This window comes from Bifidobacterium sp. UTBIF-68, from assembly GCF_006408855.1.
Classification (GTDB): Bacteria; Actinomycetota; Actinomycetes; order Actinomycetales; family Bifidobacteriaceae; genus Bifidobacterium; species Bifidobacterium reuteri.
On sequence record NZ_JFAN01000002.1, the window covers coordinates 25,619 to 40,089 of the forward strand.

Genomic DNA, 14,471 nt, shown 5'->3' on the forward strand with positions numbered 1-14,471 from the left:
CGAAAAAGGAAGAATCTTGCCTGCTGTTTGGCCAAAATTCATATCTCGTTGGGTTCCTGGGCGCTGCGCGGGACATGCTTGAGGCATGGAATCGCATGATTGACTGCAGATAACTGGCTTATGGCCGGTGAAACCGCGCGGTCGTTACACGCCAGCATTGGAAAAGCTGCTTTATGGGAATGGCCGACGCCGCGGAATCGCGAACGTCGGCCATTGCCTCAACGCATCATCGGAACGATCACTGCAGTCATCGCGACCGTCAACGGCGGGTCATCTCCGCTTCGATCTCCTCCAGCGACTTGCCCTTGGTCTCCGGCACGAACCGCATGACGAACGGGATGGACAGCAGCGAGAACACGCCGAAGATGGCGAATGGGCCACCCACGTTGTTGCCGAATGCGGCAAGCAGCATGAGGAAGAACTGGGAGACGACGAAGTTGCCCAGCCAGTTGGCCGCCGAGCCGAAGGAGGAGCCGATGCCACGCACCGACAGCGGGAAGATCTCGCCGATGAGCACCCATGCGATCGGACCCCAGGAGATGGCGAAACCGAGGATGTAGAAGGCGATGAGGATCATGGTCGGAATGGCGAGCACGGCCACGTCGCCCACGAAGTTCATCACGGCGAGAATGGCGAGCGAAACGGTCATCACCACGGAGCCGAAGATCAGCATCGTCTTGCGCGGGAACTTGTCCATGATCAGCGTGGCCACGATGGTGGAGACGAAGTTCACCACGCCGATGCCCACGGATACCCAGATCGCATCGTTTTCAGGGAAGCCGAAGCCCTTGATGAACACCTGCGGCAGGAAATAGATGACCGAGTTGATGCCCACGAGCTGCTGGAAGAGCATGATGCCCACGGCGGCCACCAGCGCCGGACGCGCAATACGGAACAGTTCGCGCACGCCGCCCTTGGTGTCCTGCGCGGCCACGGCCTTGATTTCGTCAAGCTCGAGCTGCACCTGCGTCTGGTCGACCTCCTTGCGGATGAGGGTGAGCACCTTGAACGCGTTGCGCTCGTCGCCCTTGTTCACCAGGTAGCGCGGGGACTCCGGCAGCAGGATGCCGCCGATCAGCAGCAGAGCCGCCGGCACCAGTGCGGAGCCGAGCATCCAGCGCCAATCGCGCATGCCGAGCAGGTTGTGGCCGAGGAAACCGAGGTTGGAGGCGTAGGCGAGCAGGATGCCGAAGGTGATCATGAGCTGGAACAGCGTGGACAGTGAACCGCGGTGCTCCTTCGGCGCGAGCTCGGCGAGGTAGGCCGGTGTCAGTGCGGACGCCGCGCCGACGGCGAGGCCGAGGATGATGCGCGCGGCGACCATCATCAGGAAGCCGGTGGCCGAGGCGCACATGCCCGAACCGATCAGGAACAGGATGGCGGACACGATGAGCAGCTTCTTGCGGCCGAACCGGTCGGACAGCGCGCCGATGGACAGTGCGCCGGCGCACGAGCCGATCAGCACGGACGAAGTGATGAAACCGGTCTGGGAGACGCTCAGTGCGAAGTCGGATTCGATGAGCGGGGAGGCGCCGGAGATGATGCCGGTATCGAAGCCGAACAGCATGCCGCCCAGCGCGCCGAACGTGAAGATGAACGAGCTGTTGAGCGGGAATCGAGACGAGAAGCCGCGGGATTCCATGGCCTCTATCGCTTCGATCGCGTTCGCCGCCTCGCTTGCTGCTTTGCTCGCCACGGCGTTGGTCGCGTCTGCCGTGGTCTGGGCCGATGTGGGTGATGATGCTGCCGTCGTCATTGTCCTGTTCCTTTCATCGTCATTGACAGTGCTTGCGTCCGCGGCTGCGCGTCATGTCGCGCCGTGCCGCGCGTCTGCGGCGTTGTGTGCTGCGCGCAGGAGCACATCATCGATGTACTTGGGCAACAAAAAAGACCTGGAACAATGTGGAACCGGTGTATCGCCATGGACAACAGCCCATAGGATACGCAAATTCCACATCGCTCCAGGTCTTGCCTCGTTTCCAAGTAACAACCCTGCTACGCAACGTGTGTGAAACATAGAATACGACGTTTTCGACCGCGACACTCCGAAGCGCGATACTGTGATGGCGTATGCGAGACAATGGCGACAACCATGAGAGGAGTGGCCGTGGGAAATACGTCGATGGCGATGCGGATAGTCGAAGCCCTCGGCGGTCCAGACAATATCCGTGAGGTCACGCATTGCGCCACACGTCTGCGCATCGCGCTCGCAGACGAACGGAAGGCTGACTTCGCCCGCATTGAGGCCATCGATGGGGTGCTGGGTGCGTTCTCCCGTCCCGGCGGACGTTGCCAGATCGTCATCGGCGGTGCCGTGGCATCGGTGTATGAGGCGGTCGTGGCCATACTGGGCTCGACCAGTACCCCGGCAGCAGGCACCTCGGCGACCGGCATGCCTGCGCATCGCCATTGGCCGAAGTCCGCGCGCGCATGGGCGGGCGCCGTGTTTGATTACATATCCGACGCATTCCGCCCGTTGCTTGGAGTGTTGCTCGGCGCGTCGATGGTCATAGCCCTGGCCAATGTGATGGTGGCGTTCGGCGGTATGCCGGCTGGTGGCGCCGCACAGGAATGGAATCTGCTGAAGGCGATATGGGAGGGCATGTTCATGCTGCTTCCGGTGATGATCGCCTACAACGCCTCCCGCAAGCTCAATGTCGACCCGTGGCTTGGCGGCGCGATCATGGCGGCCTTGATGGCGCCGCGCCTCGCCGGAATCACTGGCGGGATCACCGTGTTCGGCGTGGTCCTTCCGATCCGCGACTATGGCGGGAACATCATCGTGCCGTTGCTGATGGCCGTCGCGCTCGCAATGGTATATCACGGGCTTGCACGGGTGATTGCCGGCAGCGTGCAGCTGGTGTTCGTGCCATTCCTTTCGCTGGTGTCCGTCTATCTGCTCACGGTGCTGCTCATCGGTCCTTTCGGCGTGTGGATCGGCGATGGGTTGAGCGCAGGCACGGCCTGGCTGGACGCGCATGTGCCGTTCCTGTTCGCGCTGCTTATCCCGATGCTGTACCCGTTTTTGGTGCCGTTGGGACTGCATTGGCCGTTGAACGCCCTGATGCTCGTGAATATTCAGACACTGGGATATGACTTCGTGCAAGGTCCGATGGGCGTATGGAACTTTGCGTGCTTCGGAGCGACGGCGGGCGTGTTGGCGCTCGCCGTCCGCGACCGGGATTCGGCCATGCGCCAGACTGCGCTGAGCGCTCTGCTGGCGGGGCTGCTGGGCGGTGTCTCGGAACTCAGCCTGTACGGTATTCATCTGCAGCATCGCCGCATCTATCGGTGGCTGCTTGCCGGGTGCGCGGCCGGAGGCGTGTCCAGTGCGGTGCTGGGAGGCCTGTTCCCCTCCGTGCTGCCGGACGGCCAGACCGTGCATGGGGTGACGACCACTGCCTTCGCTTTCTCGTCGTTATTGACGATTCCCGTGTTCGACCGGGCGTGGGTATATGCGTCGTCCATCGCGATTGCGTTCGTGGTGGCGATGACGCTGGTGGTCGTATTCGATTACCGCACCCCGCAGTGCGCCGTGTCCTCTGCGAAACCGGGCCGGTCTGCCGATGACGCCGTGCATGACGCGCCGTTGCCGGATGCTCTGGTGCCGAGCGAGACATCAAACGGTGCCGTGTCGGCTGATGCGGATGCGGGAACATCCGAGACGGAGTCCTCCCATGCCGTACTTGCGCCGGTGGACGGCACGCTGATTGGTCTGGATACCATTGGTGACCCGGTATTCGCCTCCAAGGCGTTGGGCGAAGGCATCGGTGTGATGCCGAGTGAGCGCGACGGCATGATGACGGTATGCGCGCCCGTTGCCGGTATGCTGAAAACCGTGTCCAGAACGGGGCATGCATTCGGCATCAAAACCGATGACAACGTCGAGGTGTTGGTGCACGTCGGTTTGGACACGGCCGATATGGATGGTGAAAGTTTCGTGCTGCAGGTAGGCAAAGGCGATGCAGTGCAGGAGGGTGAGCCGGTGATGCAGGTCGATTGCCATGCGGTTGCCGAGTCCGGCCGCAGCATGGTGGTTGTTGTGACCGTGGTGAACAGCGCTGCGATGACGTCGGTCACGCCATTGCTGACCGTCCCCGCGAGCGGGACGCCACTCGGCAGGGGAAACCTGAGCCAAGGGGAATCCGACATGTCGGAGCGTCAGACCAGAGCCGTGCGGGTCGGTGACCCTATCATCGATGTAGAGCGGTGACAAAGATGCCGGGGAAGACGATGCAGACGGTGAAAGGAGGATGCCATGGAGATACTGAGGGTCTTCAACAACAACGTCGTGTTGGCCAAAGACGGTAACGACGGTGAAGTGATTCTCACGGGCCGTGGCTTGGGATTCCAAGCCAGACCGGGCCAATCGGTGGATGAATCGAAGATCGTGCGGACGTTCGTGCCGTCGGACGGGCGGGACCCGGACCATCTCGCGCAGATGATTGCGGGCATCGCTCCGGAAACCATTCGCCTGGTGGTCGACGCCATGAAGGAGACCGGCCTGGACGAGCATCAGAGCGCAAGCGCCACGTTGGTGTTGGCGCTCTCCGACCATATCGCCGGCGCGGTTGAACGGCGACGGCGTGGCATCGATGTGGCCTACCCGCTGATTGGTGAGGTGCGCAACCTCTATCCGCGTGAGTATGAGCAGGGGCGGTCGCTGCTCGCCGCAATCAACTCTCGGCTTGACGCACCTTTGCCAGATGGCGAGGCGACCTCGCTGGCCATGCATCTGGTGAATGCCGGGTTCGCCACCGGCGACCTGACCTACACCTATACGATGACCGGCGTCATTCAGCAAATGCTGGACATCATCGAGAAGACGTACGGGCTGGTGTTGGATCGTGAGTCGGTGAACGTGGGTCGATTCATTACCCATCTGCGCTACCTGTTCATCCGAGTGCACCAGCACCGTCAGCTGGATGGTGAGCCGGCGCCCATCATCGAGGCGATCCGTGCCGCCTACCCCAAGGCCATACGTTGCGCGAGCACCATCCGATCCTTGCTGGAGCTGCGGCTCGACGCGGATATCAGCGAGGACGAAGTCGCCTATCTGGCGATGCATGTGGCCCGAGTCACCGCCGACGCAGAGCGGGCCGTCGCCGTGCCGGATGACGGGAGCCATGCCGGTGGCAGACAAGCCGAGGGCAGCTTGGCCGATTACAGACAGCCCAATCGCAAGCAGAATAATCACAAGCAGAATAATCCCAGGCAGGAGGCGCGATGATCACCCGAACGGTAACGGTAGGCAGCGCCATGGGGCTGCATGCGCGTCCGGCTGCCATGTTCGCCACTGCCGTGGAACAGACCGGGCTCGACGTGGTGTTGCGGCATGGCGGCGAGGAAGCGGATGCTGCCAGTGCGTTGGACATCATGGCGCTCGGCATCGCCGGAGGGGAGACGGTGACCATCGGCGTCGACGAGGAGGAAGCCAGTGCGGGCGGAGCGAGTGCCGCAGATGATGCCGTCGAGGCTATTGAGGCGAAACTGGACGAGCTCGCCGCGCTGCTCGCCCATGATTTCGATGCGGCTGATGGAGTCTGATGGGAGTCTTCTGATGTCGGGCGCACAGATGAATGGCGACGATCGTCGTGTTTTGCGGGGCATCGGGGTTTCCTCCGGTGTGACCAGCGGCCGCGTACGACTGATGCATGAGCCGCCCGGCGTTGACGAGGGGGAGCTGGCCTGCGCGGATCCACAGTCGGACATGATACGTGTGCGCGCGGCGATGGCCGCCGTCGCTGCCACGTTGAGGGAACGGTCCCTTCAGGCCGCCGATGATACGACCCGTGCCATGCTCGCGGCCAACGCGCGATTGACGGAGGATCGCGGCTTGGACAAAGCCATCATGAAGCACCTGTCGGCCGGCGATGGCGTGACTCATGCTGTGGCCAACGCCGTGGACGAATACATCGAGCGTTTCGGCAAGGCCGGCGGTATGATGGCCGAACGAATCACCGATCTCAACGACATCCGAAACCGTATCATCGCCGAGTTGCGGGGATTGCCGGGCGCAGGGCTCCATCGTGATGCCATGTGCGACATCCCGGTGATTCTCGTCGCCCGAGACCTGTCACCCGCCGATGCCGCCGCATTGGACCCTGCTGTAGTACGCGGACTGGTGCTGGAAGAGGGAGGAGCGACCGGCCATACCGCCATTCTGGCCGCCGAACGCGGCATCCCGGCAGTGGTGAGGGTGCATGGCGTACTGGAATCGGCAGCCGATGATGGACGGATCGTTCTTGACGGTGGCACCGGAGAGGTGATTATCAATCCCGATGCCGCCGACCTCGATCGTGCCGCCGGACGCGCCGCCCGGCGGAAGGCGTTGCTCCACGACAGTGCGTCCGGTGCCGCTGACGGTACTGCGGCCGGCATCGCTGCGGCCGGCACCGTTGGTGATGCTGCCGCTGGTGATGCTGCCGCCACCTTCGCCATGACCGCTGATGGATGTCGGATACTGCTGAACGCCAACGTCGGCACTCCGGCCGAAGCGGAGGAGGCCGCCCGAGCCGGCGTAGATGGCATCGGCTTGCTGCGTAGTGAATTCCTGTTTCTGAACCGTTCGCAGGCACCAACGGAGGCGGAGCAGACCGCAGCGTATGCCCGGGCAGTCCAAGCGTTCGGCGGCCGTCCGGTGGTGGTTCGCACATTCGACGCCGGTGCCGATAAACCGCTTGCCTTCGCGCGAATCGGCGGTAACGAAACGCCGGCCGTGACCAATCCGGCGCTCGGTGTGCGGGGCATCCGCCTGGGCATGCTGCGCGAGGACCTTCTCGATACGCAGCTCGCGGCGCTCGCCAACGCATATCGGGCCTCGGGGCACAGTATTTCGGGGCACAGTCTGAAGGTGATGGCCCCGATGGTCACGACCATGCAGGAGACGAAATGGTTCGTGGACAAAGCACATGCAGCCGGGCTGCCGCATGCCGGCATCATGATCGAAACGCCGGCTGCCGCCGTACAAGCCGCGTCATTGCTCGCAGTGGCGGATTTCGCGTCTATAGGCACTAACGATCTGATGCAGTACACGATGGCCGCCGACCGGCTGGATGGTAGCCTGTCCGGCCTGCTCGACCCATGGCAGCCCGCCCTGCTGCGCATGATGCGGATAGCCGTCGAGGGCGGTCTGGCAGCCGGAAAACCGATTAGCGTATGCGGCGAAGCTGCGGGCGATCCTCTGCTGGCATTGGTGTTTGTGGGATTCGGCATACGATCGCTGTCGATGGCATGGCGGAAAGCGGCCGCTGTACGGTCCGCGTTGCGGCTGCACAGTCTGGCTGATTGCCGGCGTATGGCACAAGCCGCGCTCGACGCGCGTTCGGCGGTGGAAGCCCGTCAATCCGCGCTGTCGCTCGCCGACAGCAGGCTGCGTGATGTGCTGTGACTTCGACGGTTTAACCGCGGAAGGCGCAAGTGGAGCGCTCGCGGGACGCTGATATGGGATTTTCAGCGGATCGGCTCCAGCAGCGCGGTGGTTTCGGCGAAATCGGCCGTGGCGTTCGCCGCCGCCACTTGCGCGGTCTTCTCCAGAGAGGAGAGCGTGGACGCCGGGACGCGCACGATAAGCGCACGACGGTCCACGGAGAACCGGATATGACGGGTCTCCGGCAACATGTCGCCGTCCACCTGCGCCTTGGCCGGCTTCTCCAGTGTGATTTCAGCGGTAAGCCCCTGTATCTGCTCCACCGTCGAGTTCGTGGACAGCGGGTTCTGCTCGGGCTTGCCGGTCAGCGTCTGATGCACCACGTCGCCGAACAGATTCGCCCAGCCCAGGATGCCGCCGGTGGTGTCGATGACCTCGAAATCGAGGATACCGTCGTCATATGAGGCGGCCGGCATCAGCGAAAAGACGGGAATCTGGCCGCAATTGCCGGCCATGATCGTACGGAAGTCGAGATTGCGGATGGAATGTGAGGAGCCATCGGGGCTGGTGATGGTCAGATTGGCTCGGTATTTTGGGGCGAACAGGTTCTTGAACCCGCCCACGAAATAGGCGAGCCAGCTGATATTGGCTTTCAGTGCGGGATCGGTGTCGTCGATCATGGCCGCGTCGAAGCCGATGCCGGCGATGATGAGGAACGCGTGCCCGTGGTCGTCCTCCGGATGGTCAAGCAGCCAGAGTCGCCCCATATCCACCAGACGCGAGCCGTGGGATGTGGCCACGGTGAGCGCGGCATCGACATCATCCACGGGAATGCCCATGTTGCGGGCGAACAGGTTGCCGGTGCCGATGGGGATGATGCCCAACGCATGGCCGGTGCCGGAGACCGCGCTGGCGACAGTGCGTACCGTGCCGTCGCCACCCACCGCGATGACCACGTCGGCGCCGTCCGCCAGTGCCTCCTTGGCACATGCGCGGCCATCCTTGTCGAGCTGCGTGTCATAGAAACGAATACGGTTCAGGCCTTTGGAGCGGCAGAACTCCTGGATATGCAACCGCTGCGTCGCCGCCTGCGGTTTGGAGGGGTTGATCACGAAGGCGTACTGCACCTCGTCGTCACGACGTTTCTCCAATGATTCCGCCAATTTGCGGCGGCGTCGCGCTCGCAACACGAGTGCTACGGCGGCTATGGCCACGATCACGAGGATAACAACGGCGACGATGAGCGCGGTGACGACAGGCTGAGACATGACTCCTATTGTTAGCGTGACCGTGGGAATAAGCGGCGCAAGATGCGTGAACATGAACAGTTTGTGCACGTCATGCGCGGCAGGGGCTGCTCTCGTGATGGTTTGTCGCGGTGGAGTTTGCGGTTGTTCGCGGGCAGACGGCATGCATGATGCGCGACGCACTCAAGGCCATTCGGCCAAATTGCTTGTGCGGTTCGGCTGGGGTGTGGGGTGACATTTCATTCGTTCGCTGTTCGGGCTGTATGTCACAGCGGTGCAGGTGGCGTTTCCGGGGGTGCTTCCGGCATTCGATACGAATGCCGGTTCGGGCTTGCTTGTGCATGCCGCGTGTCGGCTTGCGACGGTAGTGTTAGGCGCATGCTTGATATTCAATTCATTCGTGAACACGCCGATATCGTCAAGGAATCCCAGCGTAAGCGCGGCGAGTCCGTGGAACTCGTCGATGAGGTGCTCTCCTCCGACACCACCCGTCGTGAATCGCTGAAGGCCTTCGAGGAGGCCCGCGCCCAGCAGAAGGAAATCGGCAAGAAGGTGGCCGCTGCGCCCGCCGACGAGAAGGCCAAGCTTATTGCCCAGACCAAGGAGCTGGCCGCCAAGGTCGCCGAGTACAAGGCGGAGGCCGATTCCGCGGCCGAGGAATACACCACCGCCATGTGGAAGCTGTCCAACATCGTCGAGCCGGAGGCTCCGGAAGGCGGCGAGGATGACTATGTCGTGGTCAAGAAGGTCGGCCAGATCCGCGATTTCGCGGCCGAGGGCTTCGAGCCGAAGGACCATCTGACGCTTGGCACCGAGGTCGCGGGCATCGACATGCGTCGTGGCGTCAAGGTCGGCGGCTCCCGCTTCTACTTCCTGCGCGGCGCGGTTGCGCGCATGCAAATTGCCATGCTGACCATGGCCGTCGACCAGGCGGAGCAGCACGGCTTCGTGCTCGCCATCACCCCGACGCTGGTGCGTCCCGAGGTCATGGCCGGCACCGGTTTCCTCAACTCCCACGCCGATGAGATCTACCGCCTGCGTGAACCCGACGATCAGTACCTAGTCGGCACGTCCGAAGTGGCGCTCGCCGGCATGCACGAGAACGAGATCCTCGACCTGTCTGATGGTCCGCTGCGTTACTGCGGCTGGTCGTCCTGCTACCGCCGCGAAGCCGGTGCCGCCGGCAAGGATACGTCCGGCATCATCCGCGTGCACCAGTTCGACAAGGTCGAGATGTTCGTGTACGCGAAGCAGGAGAACTCCTACGCCGAGCACCAGCACCTGCTGGAGATGGAGCAGGAGATGCTCGCCAAGGTCGAGGTGCCCTACCGCATCATCGACACCGCCGCCGGCGACCTTGGTTCCTCCGCCGCCCGCAAGTTCGACTGCGAGGCATGGGTGCCGACCCAGGGCCGCTACCGCGAGCTCACCTCCACCTCCAACTGCACCGAGTACCAGGCTCGCCGTCTCAACATCCGCGAGCGCACGGAAGACGGTTCCACCCGTCCGGTCTCCACGCTCAACGGCACGCTGGCCACCACCCGTTGGCTGGTCGCCATCCTCGAGAACCATCAGCAGAAGGACGGCTCCATCGAGATCCCGAAGGCCATGCGCCCCTACATGGGCGGCCGCGAGGTCATCGAGCCGACCAAGTGGGAAGCCTGATTCGTCAGGCATGTCGCCAATGTGCGGCGGTTTTCGTGACCGTATGTATAATGTAATGTCGTGCGTTTTTGCTTGATGGCATTGCGCGCAAGGACAGATGTCTGAGCGGTCTAAAGAGACGGTCTTGAAAACCGTTGAGGGGCAACCCTCCGCGAGTTCGAATCTCGCTCTGTCCGCTACCAAGGGTTTCAGGCAATTGCCTGAAACCCTTTTTTCATGTCGAAATGCCTGTAATTTCAAGCGCTATTGCTGTTTTTGTGGGTGGTTGTTTGCCGGTGAGGCGTTGAACCGGTAAGAGAAGAGCGCTTTTTGGTTAGGATGTTTTCGACCAAGATAAACACACAACCGCAAAGCGCCTGATGAACAGCATATTCAAACGTCTTCTCAACGTCAAAGGCATGGTCGTCGAGTCCGCAAGGATCGTCGACGGGCCCATGCGCCCAGAGCCCGTGCTCGAGGTCCGGGTGCGTCCGCGCGCGGGCATGCTCAGGTGTTCGAGGTGCGGGCGGAAACGCCCGGGCTATGACCGTGGCGGCGGGGTGCGCCGATGGCGTCACCAGGATTTCGGCTGCTGGCGGGTCGAGCTGGTCGCGTCGATGCCCAGGGTGGACTGCCCCGGGTGCGGCGTCGTGGTCGCATCCGTGCCGTGGGCGGAGCCGGGGAGCCGGTTCACTAGGGATTTCGAGGCGGAGTGCGCGTGGCTGATGACGGTCGCCAACCAGAAGACGGTCAGCGGGTTCCTGCACATCGCGTGGCGCACCGCGGGCCAGATCGCCCATAGGGTCGCCGGACGACTCAAGGAGACCATGCCCTCGCCGTTCGACGGTCTCACGTCGATCGGCGTGGACGAGACCAGCTACCGCAAGGGCCACACGTATCTGACCGTCGTCGTCGACCACGAACGACACCGGGTGATATGGGCGCACGACGGATACGGCAGGGACGTGTTCGACCTGTTCTTCAAGCAGCTCACCGACAAGCAGAAGGCGTCCATCAAGGTGGTGACCGGCGACGGGGCGAAGTGGATCGACTCGTGCGTGCACGAATGGTGCCCGCAGGCGGAGCGCGTGCTCGACGGGTTCCACATCGTCAGCTGGATGACCGACGCGCTCGACAAGGTGAGGAAGCGCCTGTGGAACGATGCGAGGCGCGGCGGCGACCAGGAGGGCGTCAAGCGCATGCGCGGCGTCAAATACGCGGTCCTGAAGAACCCCGACCAATTGACCGACCGTCAGGACGAATCCCTCACCGCATTGGGAAACACGGATCCCAAGGGACAGCTCTACCGCGCCTGGCAGCTCAAGGAACTGTTGAGGAACCTGCTCAAACACCCCATCGGACAGGCCACCGCGGAACTCAAACGCTGGGTGTTCTGGGCGTCCCACAGCCGCATCCCCGAAATCGCCGAACTCTCCCAAAAGATCCGCAGACGGCGGCCCGACATCCTGCGCACCATCGAACTCGGGTACTCCAACGCCAGGCTCGAGGCGTCCGACAACAGGATCAAGGTCACCATCCGCATGGCCTACGGCTTCCACCACGTCGACAACCTCATCAGCCTGATCATGCTCCGATGCGGCGGCCTCGACATCCGACTACCAAAGCCCACCAACTAACCCACGAAAACAGCACAAGCCTCAAAAAAGAGAATCGTCTGAACGACTTCAGAGCAGTGGTATCAATGAAGCAATCGCCCGCGCCGAAGAGAGATTTGCTGCAGAATATGATGAATATCAGTCTCTGTCCGAGTTCTTAACCCGATTGTCGAAGAGGGGAGTGCCCAAGCCGGATGATTTCGTCTACGAATTGCGAGTGCGTGAGGCTAGAGTCGCGCTAGCCGCCAAAAAGCTTGAAGAATTACGGGCGGTCAAGCAATCGATGAGCGCACAGCATCAGCATCAACACATCCGTCAACGCAGACGGACAAGGGGAATAAGATAAGGTTCCCCGGAGATGCTGGGCTATCTTTCCTGATTGATTTTGGGTATGCGCTGTGTATCGTTGATTGACCGCCAGTATGCATCGATGTCGCCGGACTGGGCGGCGGCATACCATTCCGGCTCATAGGTCGACCCGATGGCGAAGCCGAGCCATTGATCATACCTGTGTATGCGCTCCGTCCAGAACTCCTGCAGCAGCCTTCTTTCTTCAAGCTGCCCGGTCTTCTTCAATGTGCGACGCAAGGCGGTGATCTGCCCGACCGCGTACAGGTGCGAGGCGAGATAGGATCCAAGGTCTCTGAAGCGAGTCGAGGCTGTACGTCCGTCGTCCTTGCGGGCGGATTCCCACACACGGCAGAACGCATGCATATATGCGCGGGAGAAAACAACCTGCCAGTCATTGGAAGGTTTGACGGCGGGGATGTCCAGACAGACGAAGTCGATGATCTTCTCGTCTACGACTCCGACCCACTGCGGGTTATCAGAGGTGGTTTTGCGATGCAGTGCATGGAGGAGTGTTTCAAGCTGCTGCCGGGACGTCGTCTTGCTCTCAGTGGCGTTGTCCTTCACGAAATCCCGAACCGATGGATCATGGTCAGTGCTGGTGCGAGAGGTCCATTCCTGTGTCCAGGACCACTCGATGCCCTTGTCGGATATGCCGCAGGGGATGAGCTTGGTCAACAGAGTGGCCTTCACCACGTCATCAAGCGGCACCCCGCTGACCAACACCGCTTTCACGCTTCGCTCAGCTCTCCACCGCACGGTATCAGTCAATCCACACATCACTGCCGCCCTCATCGAATAGTTTTGACACCATACTATCGTGGGCTCGAAAAAAGATGCCCTCTCGGACTGAGCGGATTCGAGAGGACATGGCGTTGTCTTTTTTTCAGGCGTGTTGCCGTTCCAATTCCCGGTGGCACGCCTCACGCATGATGTCCGCGAAAGAGATGCCGCGGCGCTCGGCGGCCTCACGCAGGGCGTTCGCGTCGTTTTCTGGTATACGGAATGTGATCGGAACCATCGGCTCCTCGTAAAGCGGTGGACGGCCCAGCGGTTTGTTGATGACAAGCTTGCCGGGCTTGCCGTGGAAGATGCCGTTGTCGGCGTCCTCGTCCCACTGGTCGATCATATCGTCGGTGATTTCGATTCCACCTTTTGCCTTGTAATCTGCCATCTTGGTCACCTCCTTCCGATGAGTTGTCGTATCTCTGCGTCCGAGAATCCCATCTCGGCCAGAAACTTCTTGCGTGCTGGCGCGACGTGGAAAATAATCCACTCGTTGTCCTCTTCGCCTTCATAGGCGATGAGTTCGGTGAGCCGTCCATGCCAGTCCCATCCGACGGCCATCTTCTGATTGGGCTCGTATTCGCCCTGACGGGGCAATATTCGTGCGGCGTCCATCCAAGTGGAGAGTATTTCTCTCTCGTTCAGCCAGGGGCGTTTCTGCAACACTCTTGGGTGTACGAGTATTGTCATCACACCTCCTCTCTGGAGTTTCGTATACGAAAAGAATACCATTATGTATACGAAAAGAAAAGGGGTCGTTGGTAGGGTGTGAGGGCGAGGGCTTCGAGCATTGTTGGGTCTTCTCTCAGAAATGCTCTGTGGTTATTTGGCTGCCCCTGCCGGTAGAATCGCCTGTAGCGGTTCTGGTAATTGCCCGACTCCTGTGGAGTTGAGATGATGGGCCAAGTGAACGATATGGGGCGCGATGTGGTGCGTCCCATTATTGTATGGCTAGAAAACCCAATGTTTCCAATATCTGAACGCCAATATAATGGTGACCCTCGCTCTGTCCGCCACCAAGGAGGACCTAGATGATCTGTCTAGACCCCCTTCTCGTTGTTGCGTAAGGCCTCAGGGCTCCACTAGTTTGTGTTTCTGCGTTACTAGGGGCTGATTTGGGCTGTCGGGAAGGTCTATCTGCGTTACGAGGGGCTGGTCGCTGGAGTTGCAACGCCGCAGAATGGCTGAATGGCGTTGGCGCAATGCGGTTGTCATGCATGATGCTTGGGGAAGCCAGCCCCTCGTAACGCAGATGGATGTTCCGGCAAGCGGAAATCAGCCCCTCGTAAGCGAGTTGGCTGCATAACTGTGCCTCAACTATCCGCTCGTACTGGACTGTGTGGGTCGAAACATAAGGTAAACACGTTTGCGGTTTATGTTTCGTCCCATTTTGAGGGTGCGGAATGGGTCGAAACATAAACTGATGCCATGAATAACTTATGTTTCGACCCATGTGCTGCC

The 14,471-nt window shown here is 61.3% G+C and carries 11 protein-coding genes and 1 tRNA gene; 7 read left to right on the plus strand and 5 right to left on the minus strand.

What is annotated here, in order from left to right; translation table 11 throughout:
- Window positions 1-259: 259 nt before the first annotated feature.
- On the minus strand, window positions 260-1,756 hold the full coding sequence (locus BW14_RS00365; RefSeq protein WP_140489049.1) for a sugar porter family MFS transporter: 1,497 nt from the start codon (window positions 1,754-1,756) through the stop codon (window positions 260-262).
- 336 nt (window positions 1,757-2,092) lie between these two features.
- On the opposite strand from BW14_RS00365, the gene BW14_RS00370 reads away from it, so the two are divergent.
- Genes BW14_RS00370 through BW14_RS00385 form a run of 4 tightly spaced genes read left to right on the plus strand, consistent with a single transcriptional unit; the run spans window position 2,093 to window position 7,390 of the window.
- Window positions 2,093-4,213: a glucose PTS transporter subunit IIA gene (locus BW14_RS00370; RefSeq protein ID WP_140489056.1), complete on the plus strand. Its 2,121-nt coding sequence runs from the start codon at window positions 2,093-2,095 to the stop codon at window positions 4,211-4,213.
- 45 nt (window positions 4,214-4,258) lie between these two features.
- Window positions 4,259-5,230 carry a PRD domain-containing protein gene (locus BW14_RS00375; RefSeq protein ID WP_140489050.1) on the plus strand — a complete coding sequence of 324 codons (972 nt, stop codon included), beginning with the start codon at window positions 4,259-4,261 and terminating at the stop codon, window positions 5,228-5,230.
- A complete protein-coding gene (locus tag BW14_RS00380; protein WP_140489051.1) occupies window positions 5,227-5,547 on the plus strand; it encodes an HPr family phosphocarrier protein in 321 nt (106 codons plus the stop codon). The genes BW14_RS00375 and BW14_RS00380 overlap by 4 nt, the downstream gene beginning before the upstream one ends.
- Window positions 5,548-5,560: 13 nt before the next feature.
- Complete coding sequence (locus BW14_RS00385) at window positions 5,561-7,390, plus strand: phosphoenolpyruvate--protein phosphotransferase (RefSeq protein ID WP_258186005.1); 1,830 nt, start codon at window positions 5,561-5,563, stop codon at window positions 7,388-7,390.
- 62 nt (window positions 7,391-7,452) lie between these two features.
- Here the strand turns inward: BW14_RS00385 and BW14_RS00390 are convergent, their stop codons facing one another.
- On the minus strand, window positions 7,453-8,637 hold the full coding sequence (locus BW14_RS00390; protein WP_181162256.1) for a diacylglycerol kinase family protein: 1,185 nt from the start codon (window positions 8,635-8,637) through the stop codon (window positions 7,453-7,455).
- Between the two features lie 357 nt (window positions 8,638-8,994).
- Between BW14_RS00390 and serS the strand changes: the two genes are divergently transcribed.
- The 3 genes from serS to BW14_RS00405 all read left to right on the plus strand — a co-directional run bounded on the left by serS (window position 8,995) and on the right by BW14_RS00405 (window position 11,897).
- On the plus strand, window positions 8,995-10,281 hold the full coding sequence (serS, locus tag BW14_RS00395) for a serine--tRNA ligase (protein ID WP_044088944.1): 1,287 nt from the start codon (window positions 8,995-8,997) through the stop codon (window positions 10,279-10,281).
- Between the two features lie 91 nt (window positions 10,282-10,372).
- Window positions 10,373-10,457, plus strand: a tRNA-Ser gene (locus BW14_RS00400).
- Between the two features lie 183 nt (window positions 10,458-10,640).
- Window positions 10,641-11,897: an ISL3 family transposase gene (locus tag BW14_RS00405; RefSeq protein WP_258186006.1), complete on the plus strand. Its 1,257-nt coding sequence runs from the start codon at window positions 10,641-10,643 to the stop codon at window positions 11,895-11,897.
- A gap of 345 nt (window positions 11,898-12,242) precedes the next feature.
- Here the strand turns inward: BW14_RS00405 and BW14_RS00410 are convergent, their stop codons facing one another.
- From BW14_RS00410 to BW14_RS00420, 3 genes are all read right to left on the minus strand, one after another.
- Window positions 12,243-12,959, minus strand: a complete 717-nt coding sequence (locus BW14_RS00410) for a hypothetical protein (RefSeq protein ID WP_140489053.1) — start codon at window positions 12,957-12,959, stop codon at window positions 12,243-12,245.
- A 151-nt stretch (window positions 12,960-13,110) separates the two neighbouring features.
- Window positions 13,111-13,398 carry a ribbon-helix-helix domain-containing protein gene (locus tag BW14_RS00415; RefSeq protein ID WP_044088949.1) on the minus strand — a complete coding sequence of 96 codons (288 nt, stop codon included), beginning with the start codon at window positions 13,396-13,398 and terminating at the stop codon, window positions 13,111-13,113.
- A gap of 5 nt (window positions 13,399-13,403) precedes the next feature.
- The gene (locus BW14_RS00420; protein WP_241451160.1) at window positions 13,404-13,625 is read right to left on the minus strand and encodes a hypothetical protein; all 222 of its coding nucleotides are present in this window, start codon (window positions 13,623-13,625) and stop codon (window positions 13,404-13,406) included.
- Window positions 13,626-14,471 lie beyond the last annotated feature (846 nt).

Bases quoted from the DNA above. Each gene is read 5' to 3' on its own strand.
- BW14_RS00365 (WP_140489049.1), bottom strand. From the start codon at position 1,756: ATGACGACGGCAGCATCATCACCCACATCGGCCCAGACCACGGCAGAC.
- BW14_RS00370 (WP_140489056.1), top strand. From the start codon at position 2,093: ATGAGAGGAGTGGCCGTGGGAAATACGTCGATGGCGATGCGGATAGTC.
- BW14_RS00375 (WP_140489050.1), top strand. From the start codon at position 4,259: ATGGAGATACTGAGGGTCTTCAACAACAACGTCGTGTTGGCCAAAGAC.
- BW14_RS00380 (WP_140489051.1), top strand. From the start codon at position 5,227: ATGATCACCCGAACGGTAACGGTAGGCAGCGCCATGGGGCTGCATGCG.
- BW14_RS00385 (WP_258186005.1), top strand. From the start codon at position 5,561: ATGTCGGGCGCACAGATGAATGGCGACGATCGTCGTGTTTTGCGGGGC.
- BW14_RS00390 (WP_181162256.1), bottom strand. From the start codon at position 8,637: ATGTCTCAGCCTGTCGTCACCGCGCTCATCGTCGCCGTTGTTATCCTC.
- serS (WP_044088944.1), top strand. From the start codon at position 8,995: ATGCTTGATATTCAATTCATTCGTGAACACGCCGATATCGTCAAGGAA.
- BW14_RS00405 (WP_258186006.1), top strand. From the start codon at position 10,641: ATGAACAGCATATTCAAACGTCTTCTCAACGTCAAAGGCATGGTCGTC.
- BW14_RS00415 (WP_044088949.1), bottom strand. From the start codon at position 13,398: ATGGCAGATTACAAGGCAAAAGGTGGAATCGAAATCACCGACGATATG.
- BW14_RS00420 (WP_241451160.1), bottom strand. From the start codon at position 13,625: ATGGACGCCGCACGAATATTGCCCCGTCAGGGCGAATACGAGCCCAAT.